Below are 16366 nucleotides of genomic sequence, written 5' to 3'. Positions count from 1 at the left end.
CGGCCCCCGGATGAGGAAATCCGCACCGTCCGGCAGTCGTGGAAGCCTGGCGTCGGCGCCAAAACGAGAGGTCAATGGTGGATTCGGCCGACACGGTGCGGCTCCCTCGAGGGCGCCGCAGCGGCTCCGGTGTTCCCTGCCTGACCTGATTGACTTAGAGCGCGGTTTAAGTCCTACCGTGGCTGATATGACCGAATCAGCAGGGGGCGAGCACGCGGGCACGATGTCGATCTCCGATGTCGCCGAACGTACCGGACTCTCGACGCACACGCTGCGCTACTACGAGCGCGAAGGGCTCATGTTCGCGCCCGTCGACCGGGCGTCGTCGACGCATCGCCGGTACACCGAGGACGACCTCAACTGGGTCACGTTCCTCACCAAGCTGCGCATGACCTCGATGCCCATCGCCAAGATCCGCGAATACGTCGAGCTCGCCCGTCATGGCGACGACAGCACCGCGGAGCGGCTCGAACTGCTGCTGATCCACCGGACGAACGTCGAGCGCCAGCTCGAGGAGGTGACGGCGAGCCTCGCCGCCATCAACCACAAGATCGGTATTTACCAGGAAAGGCTGTCCGCATGAAGAAGATCACCCTGGGACGCGAGGCGCTCGAAGTCTCGCGTCTGGGCCTCGGCTGCATGGGCATGTCCGGGGGCTACACCGGCGCCGGCACCGACGACTCCGGGTCGATCACCACGATCCACCGCGCCATGGAGCTGGGCGTCACCTATTTCGACACCGCCGAGATCTACGGTCCGTACACGAACGAGGAACTGCTCGCCAAGGCGTTCGCCGGCCGCCGCGACGAGGTGGTCATCGCCACCAAGTTCGGTCAGATCGACCACCTCGTGCCCGAGGAGAACGGGCTGCCGGTCCTCGGACTGAACGGCACCCCCGAGAATGTGCGGCGGGCGGTCGAGGGCTCGCTGCGACGCCTGAACACCGACTACATCGACCTCTACTACCAGCACCGGATAGACCCTGCGACGCCGATCGAGGACACGGTCGGGACGCTTTCCGAGCTGATCGAGGAAGGCAAGATCCGCCACTACGGGCTGTCGGAGGCTGCGCCCGCCACCATCCGGCGTGCGCACGCCGTGCACCCGGTGACCGCCCTCCAGACCGAGTACTCGCTGTGGACGCGCGACCCCGAGGCCGAAGTGCTCCCCACCGTGCGCGAGCTCGGCATCGGCTTCGTGCCCTACTCGCCGCTCGGCCGTGGCTTCCTCACCGGCACGATCCGCTCGCTCGACCAGCTCGACGCCGAAGACTGGCGCCGGTCCAACCCGCGCTTCGAGGGGGACAACCTGGAGGCGAACATCCGGATCGTGGAGCAGGTGGACGACGTCGCCAGGCAGCTCGGCGCGACGCCCGCCCAGGTCGCGCTCGCGTGGCTGCTCGCGCAAGGCGACGACATCGCGCCCATCCCCGGTACGCGCCGGGTCGCCAACCTGGAGCAGAACGTGGTGGCGGACGAGCTGGTGCTCTCGGCCGAGCAGCTGGAGCAGCTGTCCGAGGTGGCTCCGCCGGTCGGAGACCGGTACGCCGACATGAGCCGCATCAACGGGTAGTCCACGCCCGTTCGGAGGGGTCCGGGCCCGCATGAGGCGGGACCCCTCACAGGGAGGACCGGACTGGAACGCGCTCCTGGCCTCGCCAGTAGTGCCCTGGCCGGACGTGGGCCTGGACGCATGGACCAGCGGTACGGCTCTCGGCGTACCGTCAGGAGTTCTCGCGCCGTAGCGCGTACAGCGTGGCGCCGTGTTGGTTATCCAGCGTCTTTCCCTGGGGACCCGGGAACGGCTGGGCCAGGACGTAGAGCGTGCGGCCGTCCTGGTACGCGATGGCGTCGCCGTTGGCGGTGAGGGGGCGCTGCCAGCGGCGGTCGCCGGACGCGGAGTCCAGGAAGGTGAGCGTGCCCTGGTCGGTGTACTTCGTGGCGCGGGTGGGGACGCAGACCGTGCCGTCGGCCAGGACGGGGCCCTTCGAACTGACCTGGGTTCCCATGTCCCGGCTCCAGCGGCGGTGGCCGGTGGCGGCGTCGAAGACCTGGACGACGTAGGAGCCGGACAGTTCGGGGAACTTGTTGCCCCCGGCCACGACGGTGTCGCCGGAGACGAGCAGGGGGGTCCGTACCAGGTCGATGTCGGTGTCCGACTGCCAGCGCACCCGGCCGGTCGACGCGTCGATGGCGACGAGGGTGCTGCGGTACTGGTCCCCGTGACGGCGAACCGACGCGTACAGCGTGCCGCCCACCCGCTGGATGCTCGACTCGGTGCCGACCGGCAGGTTTCCCGCCCGCCGCAGGACCTTCCCCGAAACGGCGTCGAGCGTGATGAGCGCGTTGTGCCGCTGGTCGGCGCCGGCGCCGCTGGGGATGGCGGTGATGTGGAGTTCACGTCCGGCCAGGACCGGGTCCCCCAGGAAGCCTTCCGAAGGGAACTTCCAGCGCAGTGCGCCGGTCGCCAGGTCCAACGCCCATGCCATCGACCCCGTCGACTCCACGTCGGACACCCCGCTGGTCAGGTGCACCAGGCCGTTTCCGGTCACCGGCGTCGACGGGCCCACCGTCTTCGCGGGCAGTTGGGTGCGCCACCTGGTCCTGCCGGACTCGGTGTCCAGGGCGTGCACGACGGTCTCCGAGACCAGGGAGACCTCCCCGGTCACCACGAGCATGACGTTCCCGGCCGGTGTCAACGCGTACTGGTTCGCACCGTCGATTTCGCGTTCCCAGAGCACACGGCCCGACGACGTCGCAAGACCGTTCACCACCGCCCGCCCGTCCGTGCGGACCCCGGCGATGCAGACGACGCCCGCGCCGAAGGCCGGGGCGGACTGGCTGGTGAGCCCCGGCAGCGCCTGCCACCGCGTGCGGCCGCCGGACTGCTCCACCGCCGTCAGTCCGCCCAGACCCGACAGGTACAGGACCCCGGCGTGCGCGCTCAGCGTCGACGGATACAACCCGTCCAGCGGTTTGGACCACACTTGCTTCCACGGCCACTGCGCCACGCCGCTGTCGAAGAGCCGCCAGATGCCCACCCCGCCGGCCGCTGCGGCCAGGCCACCCGCGCCCAGGACCAGGAACCGCCGCCGCCCGGCGAACAGCCCTGGCACCGCCCCGTCAGCCGTCGTCATCCCGTCAGCCGCCTCCGCCCCACACCGCCGCACATGGCCCGTCCGATCCGCCATTCTCACTCAACTGGCGGCATTTGAAAGGGAGTTCAGCCATCCCGATCGTTGGGACGGCGCCTCGTGTTGCTGCGCAGATCGAGAGTGACCACACCGCCGTCCCCGGCGCCGGCGCAACTGCCCCCGTGTTGTCACGGTTCCGGTGGCCTGTGGGCTGGTCAGTGGCCGGTGGGGGTGTCTCCGCGGAACGCTCCGGTCACCACGGGGACCAGTTGCCGTTCGAGCTGCTCGGCGGGCAGGGCGGCCAGTTCGGTGCCGATGGGTGCCAGGGCGAGCCAGTTCAGCAGGCCGGCCGCGCAGCGCGTGCGGAAGATCAGTTCCTGTTCGTCGACTCCGGGCAGGTTCGGTGTCAGTACGCGGAGGACCTCCCGGCGGCTCTGGTCGAACTTGCCGTTCAGCCGCTCCCATCCCTGGGGCGGTTCGATGCCGACCCGGGCCACGGTCCGCATCACGGCCAGGTCCTGTCCGCCGGCCGCCAGTGCGCGCATCATCGGCCGGGCGAACGCTGCCGCCACCTCCTGGAGTGTCGCGGCGGAGCCGAGCGCACCGATCTCCAGGAGCTGCGCGTCCAGATACCGTTCCAGCGCGTGCTCGATCGTCGCCTCGCACAGCGCCTTCAGCGACCCGTAGTGGTAGCTCACCGCGGCGACGTTGGCTCCGGCGCGATCGGTGATCTCGCGGAGCGTCACACCCTCCTGGCCCCGTTGCGCGAGCAACTCCAGGGCAGCCGTCTGCAGACCGTCCCGCGTGCGCTGCCCGGCCTCCCGGCGCAGGTCCGCCTTCTCCACCCGTGTCATGGAATGTACTCAAACATATGTTTGAGTACACTGTCAATAGTCGCCTCGGGATCGAGATCGAACACTGATGCCGCGCTTGCCGAAATGGCGGCCGGTCGAGCGAATCCGGTCCTGACCAGCCGCAACACCGCTGCGCGGCACGGAATTCAAACAGTAGCTTGACGCCTCGCGATGTCGTTCATAAGGTTAAGCGAGCGATTGAATTACTAAGGGCCTGCGGGAGACCGTTGCGACGGATCCCGGATCCCGCGAACCGACCTGGAGGAACACGACATGAAGCTGCTCAGCCGGAAGTCGATCACCGCCGCGACCGCGGTGGCTGTCCTGGGTGGTCTGTCCATCGCCGCCGCGCCGACGCAGGCCGCGAGCCCCGCCCACAGCGGCGCGGCGGTCCAGAGCGGTACGACGGTCCCGGACCTGACTCCTCGCCAGCTGGCGAAGCTGCCGCTCACCGACCGGCACCTGACCAAGCACGAGAGGCGCAACCTCGCGATCGTCCTGCGCGACTACTACGTGGCCGAGGGCGACCACATCGACGTCCCGACGTTCGTCAACAGCTTCACCAAGGACGGCGTCTTCAACGACATGGTCCCCGGCGTCGCCTACCGCGGCGAGGCGCTCGGCAACGTGCTGCCCTACATGGCCAGCCTCTTCCCCGACGTCCACCGTGAACTCAAGCGCATCACCGTGAACGGCGACACCATCAGCATCGAGCTGTCGATCCAGGGCACCTTCGAAGGCCCCCTCCAGTCACCCGCGGGCACCGTCAAGCCCAACGGCGCGAAGATCGACGTACCGACCGCCGACTTCTGGTACCTGCACAACGGCAAGGTCGAGAAGTTCAACTGCTTCGTCGGCTACTCCACCATGTACCAGCAGATGGGCGTGAACATCGACTGGGCTTCCGCCGTCAACAAGCACTGAACCACTCCCCGGCAGGTGATCCCCGGCACTACCGGCCGCACAGCACGCCGCACTTCAAGAGAAACCACCGGAACGCCTGCGTCGACGGTGTTACTCCGTCGTCCCTCTCGGGCCGGCTCGCCCCACCGTCGACCGGTGATATCAGCCGCACGAAAGAGGAGGACCAGAAATGAACCACAACGAGTTGGTTGTCCGTCGCGCCTATCAGTATGCCGAGGATGTGGACGTGACCGGCTGGGTCGGGTCCTTCACCGAGGACGGGACCTTCACCGACAACAACATCTCCCACACCTTCCGCGGCTGGAACGAACTCGGGTGGCCGGTCCAGAGCATTGCGAGGGCGTTCCCCGACATGCACCGTGAGCTCGACCAGGTCTATGTCGTCGGCAACATGGTCCTCGTGCAGTTGCACCTGCAGGGCACCTTTCTCCACCCGTGGGAGAGGCTCGACGGCACCTTCATCAGTCCGACCGGCAAAAGGCAGAACACCCCGACGCTCGACATGTTCGAACTCGTCGACGGCAGGATCAAGCGGTTCGACTGCTACCCGATGGGCACCGTCAGGGCCAGGCAGCTCGGCCTGAACTGACACGGCGGCCTACGGCATACGCGGTCGACGCCGCGCCGCCTACGGCACCCGCGGTCGACGCCGAGTCCCGGCGTTCCTCCGCACCTTGATTGCCGGAAACGGTCGCCTGGTTTGTCACGGCCCAGGATCCGCGCCTTCTTCCGAAGTGAGGGGCCCGACCGTAACCATCCGCGTCCAGCCCAAGCCCATCGTGAAAGGCAGTACTGATCATGTCCGATCTCAATGCCGACATGCACCGTCGTTCGTTCCTGGCCGGGGCCGCGAAGCTCGCGGCCATCCCCGCACTCGCCGCCCTGGCCGGCGGCGTTCTCGCCGAGCCGGCTTCCGCCCACACCGACCGAACACCCCGGACACGCCGCAACGAGAGGATCGTTCGCCGCTTCTACCGGCTTGCCGAGGACATGGACATGGTCGGCTGGGTCGCGGCCTTCACCCACGACGGGACCTACACCGACATGTCGGTTCCCCGCACCTACCGAGGCCCGAAGGAACTCCGAAAGCCCGTCGAGGTCATGGCGAGGGCGTTCCCCGACCTGCACCGCGAGGTGGAGCAGGTCTACGTCATCGACCACGGCATGGTCATCGTGCAGCTGCGCCTGCAGGGCACCCATCTCGGCACGCTGGTGACGCCCGACGGCACCTTCCCTGCGACCGGCAAGCGGATCGACGCCCCGTGCGGCGACGTATTCGAAATCGTCGACGGCAGGATCAAGCGGTTCGACAGCTACCCCGAAGGCCTTGTCATCGCCAGGCAGATCGGCGTGTGAGAGCCATGTTCGTGTCGTCCGTGCGGAGCGGGACTCGCCGTTCCATCAGTACCGCTCGAACCATCAGTGAGATGCAAAAAACGGCAGGGAGATTACGATGACCACTGCGCATGATCGTGAGTTGACCGCTGGGGTGAAGATTCCCCTTGTCGGTTTCGGGACTTATCTCATTTCGGATGAAGAGGCCGCGTCCGCCGTCGAGAATGCCCTGGCCGCAGGGTACCGGCACGTCGATACGGCCGAGGTGTACGAGAACGAGCGCGGCGTCGGCGAAGGGCTGCGTCGCGGTATGCGGCAAGAAGGTCTCGAGCGCGGCGACGTGTTCGTGACGACCAAGCTGTGGCCGCTGGCGCAGGAACGCAGCAAGACGAGTGAAGAGACCCTGCGGTCCCTCGATGAGAGTCTTGACCGGCTCGGTCTGGAGCAGGTCGACCTGTATCTCGTCCACGCCACGTTCGGGCGTGAGCAGCGTCTGGAACAGTGGCAGGCGCTGGTCGAGGCTTACAAGAGCGGCAAGGCGCGTGCGATCGGCGTTTCGAACTTCAACGCCGCTCACATCGACGAGCTGGTCGAGGCGGGACTTCCCGTTCCGCACGCCAACCAGATCGAACTGCACCCCTGGTCGCAGAAGCCCCAGCTGGTCTCCTACTTGAACCAGCAGGGCATCACGCCCATCGCCTACAGCAGCCTGGTTCCGCTGTCGACCTGGCGCACCGCGCCCGGCCACCTGAGCGGAAAGACGCAGGAGATGCGCGCCGAAGGAGAGCGCGCCGATTCTCCCTTCAGGAAGCTGGCGGAGAAATACGGTGTGACCGAGGCGCAGTTCCTTCTGGGCTGGGGCGTGCAGAACGGCTGTCCGGTGCTTCCCAAGAGCACCAACCCGGTCCGTATGCGTGAGAACCTGGACGTTTTCTCGTTCCGCATCGACGACGCCGACATGGACCTCATTCGCGGTATGGACCGCGGAGCGGGGCTCGCCTGGGGCGAAGTGGACCCCACCACGCACGACTGACCAGCGCGGCGCCTGAGAGGGCACCGGCCGGGAGGCGCCGTATGCCTCCCGGCCGGTCGGCGCGATGCGGCCTCACACCGCCGCGGAGGTGCTCTCGACCTCAGGTGCGGCTGCGCTGCCCAGCAGGCGCAGAGCCGCCTCGGAGGGTGAGCCCGGTTCGGCCGTGTAGGCGATCAGGCGCTGGCCGGACGAGCCCGGGATGACGAGGTTCTCGAAGCTCAGGTCCATCGTGCCGACCAACGGGTGACGCAGCCGCTTCAGCCCCGAGGTGCAGGTGCGCACCGGATGGCGGGCCCAGCGGGCGGTGAACTCGTCGCACCGCACGGTGAGTTGGCCGACCAGTTCGGTCAGCCGGCGGTCGTCGGGGTGCCGGCCGGCGATCAGCCGCAGCGAGGCGACCGCGAGCTGCGCCTCGTCGTGCCAGTCGGTGTACAGCGCGCGGTAGCGCCCGTCCAGGAACAGCATCCGCGTCACATTGGGCCGGGTGCCCGGTGTCTCGGGGCTGTCCGCGGGCAGATGCGCGGCGAGCAGTGCGTGCCCCAGCCGGTTCCAGGCCAGCACGTCGTTGCGGCGGTCCAGGACCAGCGCCGGCACCTCCGACATCGCCGCCAGCAGCTGCCGTGCCGAGGGGCCGGCCTGCTCCGCGCGGGGTGCGGTGGGGCGGGCCACGGCGGCGGTGGGGCGGGCCAGGTCCTTCAGGTGCGCGGTCTCGTCGTCGGTCAGCCGCAGGGTGCGGGCGATCGCGTCCAGCACGGAGTCCGAGGCGCTGAGGGCGCGGCCCTGTTCGAGACGGGTGTAGTGGGTGATGCTGACCCCGGCGAGCATAGCCAGCTCCTCCCGGCGCAGCCCGCTGACCCGGCGGCGGGTCGGACGCGGGGTGATGCCGACGTCCTCCGGGCGCCGTGCGGCACGGCGGGACCTGAGGAAGTCTCCCAGTTCGGACGGAGCGCCCATGTACGCCGATCATGAGCGCCATCGCCACCGCCGCGATGACCGGCACCGGAGCCTCGGCCGTCCTCGGCGGACTGAAGACGGCCATCGCGGTCAACGCCGTCCTCGTCCTCCTCGGCACCCTCACCAGCGCCGTGTTCCCGCGCGGTGTGCGGTCGAGTGCGCAATGACCCACGACGGCACGAACCCCGCGCCGGCCCGGCCGCTCCGGACGAGGACAGGGCCGTACGTCCGGACGCACCGTGCGCACCTCTGTGCGGGGGACGTGAGTATCAGGGTCCTCGACGGGCGGTCCAGCATCGGGCGGTTGTGTGTCGGGGAGGTCCTGCATCCGGCGACTGCACGCCGGACGGAGTCGTGCCCGGCGGGAGACGGATCCGGTGGGCGACCACGTCGGCGGCGACCACCGAGATCCGTGTCCCCCGGGCGTACGCGCGGGTGCGCAGCCGGATGAAGGCCTCCTCGAAGCCGACTTCTAGCTGCGCCATGAGGACGCAGGTGGCCTGGTCGATCTCGGCGCGGTAGCCGCAGAGGCCTGAGGCCGGTCTCTCGGATGGTCCGGGAGAGGGCCACCGCGATGTTTCCACGGCGGTGATCGGAGGCTCCGCTGCCGTCCCGGGGCGCTGATCGCAGGTGAAACGCCGTCAGACGGGCAGTCGTCCCGTTGTACCGTCCGCACCGCCGAAGAAGCCTCACCTATGCCCCGCGCTCAGCGGGGGTGGCCGGCGGGTTGTCGCTCGGCCTGCTCCTCGCTGTCCGTGATCACGCCGATTGCCGCGGCGTCGATGACCGTCGGGCTCCGGCACTATCAAGGGACATTGATGGAGAATCGCAGAGAAGAAGAGGCACGGGCGCCGAAGCGCAAGGTGCTCGACCTGACCGCTGTGCAGGTGGTGGCGAGCGCACTCGCGACGGTGGTGGGCGCGGTGCTGGCGTCCCTGCTGGGGGTGACCGGGACGATCATCGGCGCCGCCGTGGTCAGTGCCAGCGCGACCACCGGCGCAGCGGTCTTCTCGCATGCTTTCCGGCGGACGGGCGAGGGTATCCGCAGCCGGATACCGCCGGTGGGAGTGCCGAGGACGCCAGGCGAGGAGCGGGCGGAACACCGCGCGGACGCCCGAGCGGCGTTCGGGTTGCCGGCCGATGCTGCGGATGCCGACGCGCCACGGCCCTTGGTGCCCTCCGAGGGCGAGTCGGTCACCACTTATCGGGGCGGATCCCTCCGGAGGTCCATCGGCTGGAAGAAGTACGCCCTGGCGACGGGCCTGGTGTTCGCCCTGGCGATGGTCACGGTGACCGCAGGGGAACTCATCATGGGCAAGCCGGTGGCGGCCGTGGTCAGGAACGAGCAGGGCAAGGGAACCTCGGTGGGAGGTGGCTCGGCCGGTAGCAGTGGTCCCACAGAGAGCGTGACACCCACTCCGGGTGCGTCCAGTGGCTCGGCGACGCAGACGGGCAGCTCTGGCTTGCCGGACGCGAGCGCGGCCCCGGACACGAGCGCGGCGCCGGACACCCGTCCCGGCCCGAGTCACAGTCCCAGTGCCACGGCTTCGGCGTCGTCCGGGTTGTCCGGGCCGTCCGGCAGTGGTGCCGTGAGCAGTTCCGGCGTCACCGCTCGCTGAACGGTAAAGAGCCGGTCCGGGCCGGTCGGCATGCTGCAGCACAGCCGCCGCCGTCCGGCCGGCGCGATCTGCGCATCGGTTTCCTGCGACGGCTGTGCTTCCTGCGGGGAGGGGATCTCGTCCACCGCCTGGCGCGGACTGCCGACGAAGGCGCTGAGGGACTGCTGGAGGCGCAGGGCGAACCTGTCCGGGTCGTCTTGTGGGACCAGTTCCGGACCGGGTTCGCGATCGGAGCTGCCGGCATCCGCCTCGATCACGGCCTTCTGCGGTGACTCGACGAACTGCTCCTGGACAGCGTCCCATCGGGCCATGCGGTGCTCGTGAACCTCGGGCGAAAACGGCAGCTCCGTACTCGGGGCCGAAGCGCCGCCAGACCGATGACGATCACAGCGGCTCGGCTCATTGAGCGTTGAGGCCTGCCGGGTGGCGTCCGCAGGGTCCGGGAACGGCCGGGGCGCTTTCTGTCACAGCTTGAAGCCGTCCTTGGCGTTGTCGCCGGACTGCTTCAGGTTTCCGGAGACCTGGTCGATCCTGCCGCGCCGCTCCAGTCGCCTGTTGCGAGTGGTCCGGCCGATGCGTTCCGTGACCAGGCCCTTCAGCACCTGCGTCTTGTGCTTGATCATCTGTCCGACGCTCATGGTCGGCCTCCTCATGGTGTGCGGGCGGGATCGAGTCTCGGAGCGGGCTACCTGCGGCTGTGTCGGCGCCGGCCCCCGCCTCGCCCGCGCTTCGCGAAGCCGAGAATCCAGAGGACCAGAAGGGCAGCGGCGACCCACCAAAGGGCCTGGATGGTGAAGCCGAACCCGAACACCACCAGGATCAGCAGAAAGAGAAGAATCCACAGGAGCACTGCCGGGCCTCCGGATCGCGGGAACTTACCTGACTTCCGCGGGGTCCGGGCGAAGCGGGAAGGCGGAATGCGTCACCCGAGTGATCCGGAGTGGCATGGCCCTGCACCGTGCTGTCAGTCAACGCCGGGCGACCTCCCTTGTCAACGGAGTGTCGACACTGAGGAGTTCGGTGAGCGGGGCAGGAGAAAGCGGAGCCTCGCCGGAGGCTTCGGCCGGCTCGGCCGGCGGCAGGATGCGGTCCTCCCACCAGGACAGGCCCAGCACGGTGGCGAGCAGGACGAAGGGGGTCGAAGCCGGAACGATCAGCGCGTACATGTGTACCGCCTGTCGGGAAATGCGTGCGACGCGGCGGGCAGCAGAAGGGTGCCCGCAGGGAGCGCATCGATAACGCGCCAGGAGCGAATCGAGTGGGGACGGCGGGCGCCGGAGTCGCCCGTCGGCGACGGGGCGGATTCCGGCACTGATGCGCGAGGTGCGCCCTCGGAGGAGCGCGAGAGGTGATCGACGCTGCCGGGGGCCAGGGCCGCACCACGCACGCTAGCCCTCGCCGTACTCCCCGGACAGATGCCAAGTGGCCATCCGGTTCCCACCGCTTCGGTCGGAAGCCGCGGACAAGGTCGCTGTCCGTAACCTCCAGGGAGGGCTAGTCTGTTGGAACAGGCCCCGGCCCCCGGCACTGATGCGTTGCTCCGCTCCGGGGAGGCCCGCCGTGTTCGCTCTGCTTCTCGTCCTGACCGTGGTCCTGTTCGGCCTCGGCTTTCTCCATCCCTTCTGGTGGGTGGCCGCGGCCGTGTTGCTCTTCGGCGTCACCCGCTACGGCCGCGATCGCGGGGGAGGCTGGATCCGTGGCGACGGGTCCGATCTCGGGGACTACCAGGACTACCGGGAGCGCCGGGACCGTCAGGACCGCTGGGACCGCCGCTACAGCCGGCAGAACCGGGCGCGCTGGAGGCGCGAGGACCGTCGGGACGATGAACACCGTGGGTGACCGGTGAACCGGCCTGGCATCCGGAGAATCCCGAGCGGCTACCGCCATGGCCATCGCGGCGCGTGCGGGCGCGGGAGCCGTCTCCGGAGGGATCACCAGGAACAGGAAGTGGTCCTGGTCGCCCCGGGTGACGATCATCGTGCTGTCCCCGATGGCGGACCAGTCGATACGGACCGGACGCCCCTCGACGACCAGGCGGCCCGGTGCGCTGTCCCACCCGCTCGCGTCGAGGCCGACGCGGGCGATGGGGCCCAGCCGTGCGGCCAACGCGATGAGCAGTCCGGGAAGCTGGCTCTCAGGGTCGCGCGTCCTCGGCCACCACGCGCCGTCGAACGTCCCCGTGCGACGGGGCGTCGTCGCAGGACCGCGGTGCCGGGGAGCACCGGCTCACTGCTGGTGTCCGCCAGAAGCCTGACGGGTTGCGTGGCGGGGAGCATGGCGACTCACTTCTCTCCTGCCCGAGTCCGGCGCCGTGGCCGGAGCCGTCCGCGTCCCCCGTCGTGGTGGTCACCGGTGCCGCTCGTTCCGGCACGACCGCGAGTCTTCTGCCGGGCCGACGGCGCAGATCCCCGGACAGCGGTCCGGGAGCGGCCGTAGGGGAAAGCGCTGATGCGGTCGTCGTGCTGGTTGTTGAGCAGATGGATCAGGAACACACCCACGGCCACCATCGCCAGCAGCACGACCACGGTCACGAAGGTCTCCATGGCCATCACGCCCTTTGCGCCGGATTCGGTGTCGGAAGAGCTACTGGCCTGATGCCGAGTACCGCACCGGTGACGGCCGGGATCCGTGGGCGTGTGATCGGAGCGCGTGCCTCGTGGCCTCCTTCGGCATCCCAGACGGCCTGCACGGCCCGGTCGGTCTCCGTCACGGTGCGCAGGCGCGCCGCCTCCTCCATCAGGCGGCCCGTGGTCGACGTGCGCAGTGGCTCGCTCACGGCGGCCATCAGCCAGGCGGCCGAGACGGGCGTCGCCTCGGTACCACGGGAGTGGGGCCACCAGGCGTCCTGCAGCAGTGCCGGTGCCGAACCGGTGAGAGACGACGGCATGCGGAGGGAGGGAGAGGAGGGCCGGTGTCCGAGGGTTGGTGTGTACGAAACGGCCGCAGTCATGATGCGAACCCTGCTCCGGACCGGTCGGAACCGCCCCGGCGTGATCAATCGCCGAAAATGACACGGGCGTGGGGGCCGGTGCGCGAAATACCCTCGGTAACTCCAGGCTACTCCGCCGGTCGGCCGTACGGACTCCGCCCACCGGTCGCGATGACACGCGACCGGTGGGCGGGGTCGGGGGCCGGGGCCCGAAAGACCCGCCTCACCCCCTGGAGCCTCCGCCGCTCGACATACCCCACCCCCCCCCCCGGGGCCCACCCCCCGCGACCGGTGGGCGGAGTCGACCCATCCGAGATGGCCAGTGGATGAACACATCCGGCGGGCCGTTGCACGGACGCGATCCGTGCAAGTGTGGGAAGCGGACGGCCCGACGCCGAGCACCCGGATACTGATCGGCTGCCCAGGCCGACCGTCTGTCAGAGTAAGGAGCGCGCCATGAGCGCGAACACGGCCGAGACCCGGTTGCCCGACACCCTTGAGAAGCTCACCGACCATCTGACTGCCCTCTACGCCGACCTGCTGACGGCCGCAGTCGTGCGGGACGTCGTGCAGGACTGCTACCAGCCGCTCAGCAACGCTCGCATCGCCACCTACGTGCCGATCCTCGTCGAGCACGACAGCCGCACCGTGCTACGACGACTCGCCCGGCGCCCCGGTCCCATGACTCCCCTTCGCGAGGAGTCCGACACCTGACCTGCGCGGCATGGACACCGTGCCCGTGGGGGGTTCCCACCAGTCCCGCCGCCGCGGAGAACAGCGCACGAGAAGACGGTGGAGGGGGCCTCACATCCTTGTGGCCACGGTCGTCGTCGCACAGTGGCGGCGGCCGTCGGTGGCGCCGATGGGGTCAGGGCCCCAGTCCGGGGAGGGGTTCGAAGCCGTCGATGAAGGCGCGGGCCACATCGGACAGGCGCCGGTTGTGGGAACGGGCGTAGCCACGCAGGGTGGTGAAGGCCTGTTCCATGTCGATGCCCTGGCGTTCGGCGAGTTTGCCTTTGGCCTGTTCGATCAGTACGCGGCTGTTGAGCGCGGTCTGCAGTTGTTCGTTGAGGATCGTGCTGCGGTGGGTGGAGCGCTGTTGCAGGAGGCTGATGGTGGCGACGTCGGCCAGGGCCTGGGCGATGAGTGTGCCCGCCGGGTCGAAGGGGCCGGGAGCGGCGCGGAAGAGGTTGAGGGCGCCGACGACCTCGTCCCGCAGGCGCATGGGCAAGGCCTGGACCGCCCCGAACCCGCTGCGGTGGGCCGCCGTGGCGAAGCGCGGCCATCGGCCGACCTCCAGGGTCAGGTCGGCGACGATCACGGGTGTGCCGGAGCGGAAGCACTCCAGGCACGGTCCTTCATCACTCTGGAGCTGGAAGAGTTCCAGCAGCCGTACCTGTTCGTCGGAGGCGGCCATCACCCGCAGTGCGCCGTCGTGGTCCGCGAGCAGCACCCCGGCGGCGTCGGCGCCGAGCATCGCCACGCAGCGGTCGGTGAGCAGGCGCAGGAAGTCGATCAGGTCGAAGTCGGCGACCAGGTTGTCCGCCAGTTCGACGAAGGTCTTGGCCAGGAGCTGCTGATTCATCGTGTCACCCTCGATTGAGACTATTCCCCCCGGAAGGGGCGGGAAGTCAGCCGGTTCAGCGATCGGCGCCGGTGCGTCAGGTTTGCTCGTCGTCCTGGTCCGGCTCCGCGTGCGGGGAGAAGCGAAGCCGGTGGGCCACCACGTCGGCGGCCACGTCCGCGAGCCGGCGCCCCTGCAGGTAGGCGTGGGCGCGCAGTCGTACGAAGGCTTCGTTGATGCCGACGCCGAGTTGGACGGTGAGGATGCCGGTGGCCTGGGCGATTTCCGTCCGGTATCCGCCCAGGTCGTCGAAGCCGCGGTCCGGCGACGGCCCGTCGGCCGGCTCACCCGTCTCGTCGATCCGGGCGTCGAGCAGGAGCAGCGTCGCGAGATCGGCGAACGCCAGCGCATCGGCCAGCTCCTCCGCGTTCAGCACGGTCGGCACGTCGGCGTACAGGTCCAGGACGCCCGGACAGATCGCCCCCATCTGCAGGGGAAGCGCGAAGACGGCGCGTGCCCCGGCTTTCAGGGCCGCATCCGTGAACACGGCCCAGCGGTCGTGCAGTTCAACGGTCAGCAGATCGGGAGTCAGGACGGCCGAGCCGTGCAGGAAGGCATCCACACAGGGCCCCTCGCCCAGGGTGAGCTGCAGCTCCTCCAACTGCTCGCTGATGCTGTCGGTGCTGCACAGCGGATGGCTGGCCGCGCCGCGGGACATCGCCGACAGCCCGGCCCCGCCGACCGGCAGCGCGGCCACGGCCGCGGTGCAGACGTCCACCACACCGACCCGGGTGCCGCGTCGCGCCGTCTGCTCGGCGACCAGCATCTGGATGCGGGCCGACCGGCTGCCGGACCTCACCCGGGCCACCGCGTCCAGGCGTCGTGCGCAGGTCCCCGCAACCGCGCCGTCGTTCGTTCACCGACGGGAAGCACCAGCACGCGGAGAAGTGTGGCGCCGATCGGCATCCAGGTCTCGCCCACGTCCAGCCACCCCCAGGAACGGAGCGCGGCGAGGGCGGGGAGATCGGCGCCGTCCACCAGGGTGGCGCCGAGCTTCGCCTGATGGCCGGCCAGCAGCCGGTCCTGTAACCGGCGGGCCACGTGCGCACCCCGCGGATGCGGACGGACCAGGATGTCGGTGACCGCGAAGACACCGCCCGGCGCGGTGAGTTGCCCGATTCCGCGCGACAGTGCCGCGTCGACCCCGAGCCACAAGCAGCCGTCGCCGCGCACCGGGAAGCCGAATGCGCATCCCACGAGGCGGTCCGTCTCCGCGATCACCAGGGCGAAACCCGGCCGCCGGATGTCGGCGGTGAGACGGTTCAGAAAGCGCCGGCGGCTGAGACGTCGGCACGCCTCAGGAGGCGACGTCTCGCGGGAGTCCACGTACAGATCCGTCAGCTTCCCGCTCAGATCCTGCGCCTGCCAGCGGTTGACCCGACGCAACCGGACCGCGTCCATGGTGGACGACTCGCTGTCATGGCGCTTTCGGGGTTGTCCCAGCCCTGCCCGGGCCGTCACCGCGCATCACCTGGGAGCACAGAGGCAAGCGGATGTGTCCGGCGCGGTGGGATGTGGGCGGCCGGAGCCGGGACACCCCCGGGAGGAGGCGACAGATGCCCGGACGGAACGCCGAGGAGCAGGAACCCGGAGCCGGTCAGGTCGAGTATCAGGCCCAGTGTCGGTGGCGGGTGGTGCAGTCGCAGGGTTCCGCCGGCCTCGGTGGATTTCTGCGCGGCGTGAAGGAAGGTGTTGAGGCCGCTGCAGTCGCAGAAGGTGACGGGAGTGAGGTCGATGTCGATGATGCGGATACCGTCGCTCAGGCACTGCGCCAGTGCCCTGCGTACCAGTGGGGCGGATTCCAGGTCGATCTCGCCGGCCAGGGTGATGAGTGCCCGATTCCTTCGGTCATGACGGTAGACGGTGAGCTGGGGGAGGGGCATGACGCCTCGGTTCGGAGGACCGTACGGCAGCGGACGCGGTGACGCCGGGAAATCCCGGCCTCCTTGGCGTGCTCTCGG

At 69.3% G+C, this 16366-nt stretch carries 23 protein-coding genes and 1 pseudogene; 10 read left to right on the top strand and 14 right to left on the bottom strand.

What is annotated here, in order from left to right; genetic code table 11:
• Positions 1–187 precede the first annotated feature (187 nt).
• Positions 188–583 carry a MerR family transcriptional regulator gene (locus tag ACFWXC_RS04625; RefSeq protein WP_384472984.1) on the top strand — a complete coding sequence of 132 codons (396 nt, stop codon included), beginning with the start codon at positions 188–190 and terminating at the stop codon, positions 581–583.
• Positions 580–1572 (top strand): aldo/keto reductase, encoded by a 993-nt coding sequence (locus ACFWXC_RS04620; protein ID WP_384472981.1) that lies wholly within the window; start codon positions 580–582, stop codon positions 1570–1572. The genes ACFWXC_RS04625 and ACFWXC_RS04620 overlap by 4 nt, the downstream gene beginning before the upstream one ends.
• A 151-nt stretch (positions 1573–1723) precedes the next feature.
• On the opposite strand, the gene ACFWXC_RS04615 is transcribed toward ACFWXC_RS04620, so the two are convergent.
• Together ACFWXC_RS04615 and ACFWXC_RS04610 are read right to left on the bottom strand one after the other, a co-directional pair.
• The gene (locus ACFWXC_RS04615; protein ID WP_384472978.1) at positions 1724–3136 is read right to left on the bottom strand and encodes a PQQ-binding-like beta-propeller repeat protein; all 1413 of its coding nucleotides are present in this window, start codon (positions 3134–3136) and stop codon (positions 1724–1726) included.
• Positions 3137–3348: 212 nt separating this feature from the next.
• Complete coding sequence (locus ACFWXC_RS04610; RefSeq protein WP_384472975.1) at positions 3349–3987, bottom strand: TetR/AcrR family transcriptional regulator; 639 nt, start codon at positions 3985–3987, stop codon at positions 3349–3351.
• Positions 3988–4260: 273 nt separating this feature from the next.
• Here ACFWXC_RS04610 and ACFWXC_RS04605 point away from each other — a divergent pair, with 273 nt between their 5' ends.
• From ACFWXC_RS04605 to ACFWXC_RS04590, 4 genes are all read left to right on the top strand, one after another.
• A complete protein-coding gene (locus ACFWXC_RS04605) occupies positions 4261–4911 on the top strand; it encodes a nuclear transport factor 2 family protein (RefSeq protein ID WP_384472972.1) in 651 nt (216 codons plus the stop codon).
• A gap of 169 nt (positions 4912–5080) precedes the next feature.
• Positions 5081–5500 carry a nuclear transport factor 2 family protein gene (locus ACFWXC_RS04600; protein ID WP_384472969.1) on the top strand — a complete coding sequence of 140 codons (420 nt, stop codon included), beginning with the start codon at positions 5081–5083 and terminating at the stop codon, positions 5498–5500.
• A 209-nt stretch (positions 5501–5709) separates the two neighbouring features.
• Positions 5710–6267 carry a nuclear transport factor 2 family protein gene (locus tag ACFWXC_RS04595; RefSeq protein WP_384472966.1) on the top strand — a complete coding sequence of 186 codons (558 nt, stop codon included), beginning with the start codon at positions 5710–5712 and terminating at the stop codon, positions 6265–6267.
• A gap of 97 nt (positions 6268–6364) precedes the next feature.
• On the top strand, positions 6365–7279 hold the full coding sequence (locus ACFWXC_RS04590) for an aldo/keto reductase (protein ID WP_384472963.1): 915 nt from the start codon (positions 6365–6367) through the stop codon (positions 7277–7279).
• Positions 7280–7351: 72 nt separating this feature from the next.
• Here the strand turns inward: ACFWXC_RS04590 and ACFWXC_RS04585 are convergent, their stop codons facing one another.
• Positions 7352–8233 (bottom strand): helix-turn-helix transcriptional regulator, encoded by an 882-nt coding sequence (locus tag ACFWXC_RS04585; RefSeq protein WP_384472960.1) that lies wholly within the window; start codon positions 8231–8233, stop codon positions 7352–7354.
• 11 nt (positions 8234–8244) lie between these two features.
• Here ACFWXC_RS04585 and ACFWXC_RS04580 point away from each other — a divergent pair, with 11 nt between their 5' ends.
• Positions 8245–8400: a hypothetical protein gene (locus tag ACFWXC_RS04580; RefSeq protein ID WP_384472956.1), complete on the top strand. Its 156-nt coding sequence runs from the start codon at positions 8245–8247 to the stop codon at positions 8398–8400.
• 102 nt (positions 8401–8502) lie between these two features.
• Here the strand turns inward: ACFWXC_RS04580 and ACFWXC_RS04575 are convergent, their stop codons facing one another.
• Positions 8503–8817 carry an ANTAR domain-containing protein gene (locus ACFWXC_RS04575; protein WP_384472953.1) on the bottom strand — a complete coding sequence of 105 codons (315 nt, stop codon included), beginning with the start codon at positions 8815–8817 and terminating at the stop codon, positions 8503–8505.
• Between the two features lie 234 nt (positions 8818–9051).
• On the opposite strand from ACFWXC_RS04575, the gene ACFWXC_RS04570 reads away from it, so the two are divergent.
• On the top strand, positions 9052–9852 hold the full coding sequence (locus ACFWXC_RS04570) for a hypothetical protein (RefSeq protein ID WP_384472950.1): 801 nt from the start codon (positions 9052–9054) through the stop codon (positions 9850–9852).
• On the opposite strand, the gene ACFWXC_RS04565 is transcribed toward ACFWXC_RS04570, so the two are convergent.
• The 3 genes from ACFWXC_RS04565 to ACFWXC_RS04555 form a co-directional block, all read right to left on the bottom strand.
• Positions 9759–10163, bottom strand: coding sequence for a hypothetical protein (locus ACFWXC_RS04565; RefSeq protein WP_384472947.1), 405 nt, complete (start codon positions 10161–10163; stop codon positions 9759–9761). The genes ACFWXC_RS04570 and ACFWXC_RS04565 overlap by 94 nt on opposite strands.
• Before the next feature lie 153 nt (positions 10164–10316).
• Positions 10317–10490 (bottom strand): CsbD family protein, encoded by a 174-nt coding sequence (locus ACFWXC_RS04560; RefSeq protein ID WP_384472944.1) that lies wholly within the window; start codon positions 10488–10490, stop codon positions 10317–10319.
• Positions 10491–10820: 330 nt separating this feature from the next.
• Positions 10821–11018, bottom strand: a complete 198-nt coding sequence (locus ACFWXC_RS04555; RefSeq protein ID WP_384472941.1) for a hypothetical protein — start codon at positions 11016–11018, stop codon at positions 10821–10823.
• Between the two features lie 394 nt (positions 11019–11412).
• On the opposite strand from ACFWXC_RS04555, the gene ACFWXC_RS04550 reads away from it, so the two are divergent.
• Complete coding sequence (locus ACFWXC_RS04550) at positions 11413–11691, top strand: hypothetical protein (RefSeq protein WP_384472939.1); 279 nt, start codon at positions 11413–11415, stop codon at positions 11689–11691.
• Positions 11692–11793: 102 nt separating this feature from the next.
• Here ACFWXC_RS04550 and ACFWXC_RS04545 read toward each other — a convergent pair.
• The 3 genes and pseudogenes from ACFWXC_RS04545 to ACFWXC_RS04535 form a co-directional block, all read right to left on the bottom strand.
• Positions 11794–11985: pseudogene (locus tag ACFWXC_RS04545) on the bottom strand (DUF5994 family protein); the annotation flags it as partial.
• A 149-nt stretch (positions 11986–12134) separates the two neighbouring features.
• Positions 12135–12395 (bottom strand): hypothetical protein, encoded by a 261-nt coding sequence (locus ACFWXC_RS04540; RefSeq protein WP_384472936.1) that lies wholly within the window; start codon positions 12393–12395, stop codon positions 12135–12137.
• Positions 12396–12400: 5 nt separating this feature from the next.
• Positions 12401–12739 carry a hypothetical protein gene (locus tag ACFWXC_RS04535; RefSeq protein ID WP_384472933.1) on the bottom strand — a complete coding sequence of 113 codons (339 nt, stop codon included), beginning with the start codon at positions 12737–12739 and terminating at the stop codon, positions 12401–12403.
• A gap of 498 nt (positions 12740–13237) precedes the next feature.
• On the opposite strand from ACFWXC_RS04535, the gene ACFWXC_RS04530 reads away from it, so the two are divergent.
• Positions 13238–13495: a three-helix bundle dimerization domain-containing protein gene (locus ACFWXC_RS04530; protein ID WP_384472930.1), complete on the top strand. Its 258-nt coding sequence runs from the start codon at positions 13238–13240 to the stop codon at positions 13493–13495.
• A 154-nt stretch (positions 13496–13649) separates the two neighbouring features.
• Here the strand turns inward: ACFWXC_RS04530 and ACFWXC_RS04525 are convergent, their stop codons facing one another.
• The 4 genes from ACFWXC_RS04525 to ACFWXC_RS04510 form a co-directional block, all read right to left on the bottom strand.
• Entirely contained in the window at positions 13650–14366 is a 717-nt protein-coding gene (locus tag ACFWXC_RS04525) for a GAF and ANTAR domain-containing protein (RefSeq protein WP_384472927.1), read from the bottom strand.
• Between the two features lie 76 nt (positions 14367–14442).
• Complete coding sequence (locus tag ACFWXC_RS04520; RefSeq protein ID WP_384472924.1) at positions 14443–15204, bottom strand: ANTAR domain-containing protein; 762 nt, start codon at positions 15202–15204, stop codon at positions 14443–14445.
• Positions 15201–15866, bottom strand: a complete 666-nt coding sequence (locus ACFWXC_RS04515; RefSeq protein ID WP_384472921.1) for a hypothetical protein — start codon at positions 15864–15866, stop codon at positions 15201–15203. The genes ACFWXC_RS04520 and ACFWXC_RS04515 overlap by 4 nt, the downstream gene beginning before the upstream one ends.
• Positions 15863–16288, bottom strand: a complete 426-nt coding sequence (locus ACFWXC_RS04510; RefSeq protein WP_384472918.1) for an STAS domain-containing protein — start codon at positions 16286–16288, stop codon at positions 15863–15865. Before ACFWXC_RS04510 ends, ACFWXC_RS04515 begins: the two co-directional genes overlap by 4 nt.
• Positions 16289–16366: the final 78 nt, after the last annotated feature.

Origin of the sequence: Streptomyces sp. NPDC058683, assembly GCF_042716195.1 — a bacterium.
GTDB lineage: Bacteria > Actinomycetota > Actinomycetes > Streptomycetales > Streptomycetaceae > Streptomyces.
Note: the sequence above shows the minus strand (reverse complement) of the source record. Positions and strands in the feature narration are given on the sequence as shown.

Coding starts and splice junctions, on each gene's coding strand:
- ACFWXC_RS04620 (WP_384472981.1), top strand. CDS start 580: ATGAAGAAGATCACCCTGGGACGCGAGGCGCTCGAAGTCTCGCGTCTG.
- ACFWXC_RS04540 (WP_384472936.1), bottom strand. CDS start 12,395: ATGGAGACCTTCGTGACCGTGGTCGTGCTGCTGGCGATGGTGGCCGTG.
- ACFWXC_RS04565 (WP_384472947.1), bottom strand. CDS start 10,163: ATGGCCCGATGGGACGCTGTCCAGGAGCAGTTCGTCGAGTCACCGCAG.
- ACFWXC_RS04600 (WP_384472969.1), top strand. CDS start 5,081: ATGAACCACAACGAGTTGGTTGTCCGTCGCGCCTATCAGTATGCCGAG.
- ACFWXC_RS04585 (WP_384472960.1), bottom strand. CDS start 8,233: ATGGGCGCTCCGTCCGAACTGGGAGACTTCCTCAGGTCCCGCCGTGCC.
- ACFWXC_RS04570 (WP_384472950.1), top strand. CDS start 9,052: ATGGAGAATCGCAGAGAAGAAGAGGCACGGGCGCCGAAGCGCAAGGTG.
- ACFWXC_RS04535 (WP_384472933.1), bottom strand. CDS start 12,739: ATGCCGTCGTCTCTCACCGGTTCGGCACCGGCACTGCTGCAGGACGCC.
- ACFWXC_RS04555 (WP_384472941.1), bottom strand. CDS start 11,018: ATGTACGCGCTGATCGTTCCGGCTTCGACCCCCTTCGTCCTGCTCGCC.
- ACFWXC_RS04580 (WP_384472956.1), top strand. CDS start 8,245: ATGAGCGCCATCGCCACCGCCGCGATGACCGGCACCGGAGCCTCGGCC.
- ACFWXC_RS04605 (WP_384472972.1), top strand. CDS start 4,261: ATGAAGCTGCTCAGCCGGAAGTCGATCACCGCCGCGACCGCGGTGGCT.
- ACFWXC_RS04560 (WP_384472944.1), bottom strand. CDS start 10,490: ATGAGCGTCGGACAGATGATCAAGCACAAGACGCAGGTGCTGAAGGGC.
- ACFWXC_RS04610 (WP_384472975.1), bottom strand. CDS start 3,987: ATGACACGGGTGGAGAAGGCGGACCTGCGCCGGGAGGCCGGGCAGCGC.
- ACFWXC_RS04615 (WP_384472978.1), bottom strand. CDS start 3,136: ATGACGACGGCTGACGGGGCGGTGCCAGGGCTGTTCGCCGGGCGGCGG.
- ACFWXC_RS04530 (WP_384472930.1), top strand. CDS start 13,238: ATGAGCGCGAACACGGCCGAGACCCGGTTGCCCGACACCCTTGAGAAG.
- ACFWXC_RS04590 (WP_384472963.1), top strand. CDS start 6,365: ATGACCACTGCGCATGATCGTGAGTTGACCGCTGGGGTGAAGATTCCC.
- ACFWXC_RS04625 (WP_384472984.1), top strand. CDS start 188: ATGACCGAATCAGCAGGGGGCGAGCACGCGGGCACGATGTCGATCTCC.
- ACFWXC_RS04525 (WP_384472927.1), bottom strand. CDS start 14,366: ATGAATCAGCAGCTCCTGGCCAAGACCTTCGTCGAACTGGCGGACAAC.
- ACFWXC_RS04595 (WP_384472966.1), top strand. CDS start 5,710: ATGTCCGATCTCAATGCCGACATGCACCGTCGTTCGTTCCTGGCCGGG.
- ACFWXC_RS04510 (WP_384472918.1), bottom strand. CDS start 16,288: ATGCCCCTCCCCCAGCTCACCGTCTACCGTCATGACCGAAGGAATCGG.